The following is a 1,901-nucleotide window of genomic DNA, read 5'->3' as shown; positions in this document are numbered from 1 at the left end:
CCCCTGTGCGAGGCGGTCAAAGGTCACGCCGAAGCCCAGCAGAACAACTTCCCTTCCCGCACCACCGCCGAGGTCGCCGAGGAGTTCGTCGCCTCACGTGCCGCGAGCGGGGTCAGCCAGGCCTACGTGAATTCCTGCCGGCAGAACCTCAAGCGCTTCACGGAACGTCTGTCCGGACAGATCTCCGAGATCACGGTGGCCGACATCAACGGGTTCCTGACCAGCCTCACCACGCTGGCCCCGGTCTCGAAAAACTGTCTGCGGCGGACGATCGTGACGATGTTCTCCTTCGCCAAGAAGCAGGGCTACATCGACCCGGACCGGAAGACGGCGGCCGAGCTCAGCGAGACCTTCAAGGTGCCGGAAAAGGAGATCGAGATCTTCACGCCGGAGGAAATGGAGAAGCTCCTGCTCGCCGCCCATGCACGGATCCTCCCGCTGATGGCGATCGGGGCCTTCACCGGGATCCGCAACGCCGAGATCTGCAAGCTGCGGTGGGAGGACATCAAGTGGGATCGGGGCCACATCGAGATCTCCGGCCGCATCGCCAAGAACCGGGCCCGCCGGTTGGTGCCGCTCAGCGAGAACCTCAAGGCATGGCTTGCCCCGTGGCGCGACGAGCAGGGGCCGGTCGTCCCGATCCAGGATTCCTCGGGGGCGCTCGGCGACGTAGCGGTGAAAGCCGGAATCCCGGGTGGATGGCGTCAGAATGGGCTCAGACACTCCTTCATCAGCTACCGGGTAGCGGAGACCGGGGACGTCGCCCGCACGGCTCTGGAGGCCGGCAATTCCCCGAAGATGATCTTCCGCCACTACCGGGCGGTGGTCGACGAGGATTCGGCGAAGGCATGGTTCGCGATCACGCCGCCGGAGGGCTGGGTGCCGAAGGAACTCCCCTGGCCGATCCGGGAGCGGATCCGGCGGGCCATCGAGGCGCACCGCAGGAAGGCGGGGTGAGGGTGAGGCAGTTCTTAGATCGTTCTAAGATTGTCCCGTTCTTCTGGCCGGCCAGAAAATCTCCCGCCGGCAGGAGAAATTCTCTTTCCGGAACGAAGTTTCCTGTTGTCAGGAAAATCGCGCCAACCGACCTGCAATTCTCATGGCGCAATGAGATTTGCTAGCTCGCCGGGCCCGGATTCCGGCACCCCTTTTTGCCTAAGTAAGCAAAACTGACGCACCTCGCTGCAGTCTTGCAGGTCAGATCGGCGAGGCCTGGGCCGGGTTCATTTCATCGACCGCTGGAATTTGAACCCCGCCGATTGTCTGCGCGTGCGGACAAATGGTTGTCATACAACAACGCTTCCCGGCCCGGGCCACAGCATCGGGGCGGCAGAATCTACTTCCGTAAGTAGATTCCCGGCAGTCGATGGTGCCCCGGTTTTTCATGCCAACATGAAAATTGCCGCATGAGCCACCTCGAAGCCCGTCCTGCCGACAGGACAACTGAGCCGCAGACCTCGAATTGTTTGGGCGTCCACACAATCTTCTTGGCGCCCTCCAAGAAACCCTGCTGGATCCGGCTGGTAGAGGCCCGTTTTTGATCCCGGTATCAAAAATCGGTCCGACCTCGCCAGGTCGTCCGGCCCTCAATTGTCGTTACGGAACGACATTCCGCCTCAGAGGTCGGCCATCCCCGCTCATCGCGCCCAAATCTCTTTGCGCAAAGAAAATTCCCCCGCCCCCGGAAACTTGTGAACGTTCACGGATTTCCCCGCCGGGAATCTCATTGCGCAATGAAATCCACCCTTCGGCAGCCCGCGCAAGTTGACACGCGGCCGGTGGCATGTCCAAGCAACCTGATTCCGCCCGCCGTGCCGACCGGCTTTTGACCGACCTCGAAGCCTGCGAATACCTCCGCATCCGGCCCCGCCAACTCTACACCTGGCGCATCCAGGGGCTGA

At 62.3% G+C, this 1,901-nt stretch carries 1 protein-coding gene; it reads left to right on the top strand.

The genetic code is table 11. The annotated features are described in order from the left end of the window. Positions 1-957: tyrosine-type recombinase/integrase (locus ACG2LG_RS23775; protein WP_396263349.1), on the top strand; the 957-nt coding region annotated here is incomplete at its 5' end. Between the last annotated feature and the right edge of the window lie 944 nt (positions 958-1,901).

This window comes from Haloferula sp. A504 (genome assembly GCF_044385805.1).
Classification (GTDB): Bacteria; Verrucomicrobiota; Verrucomicrobiia; order Verrucomicrobiales; family Akkermansiaceae; genus Haloferula.
The sequence above is the reverse complement of the archived record's forward strand: the minus strand, read 5'-3'. Positions and strand labels throughout refer to the sequence as shown.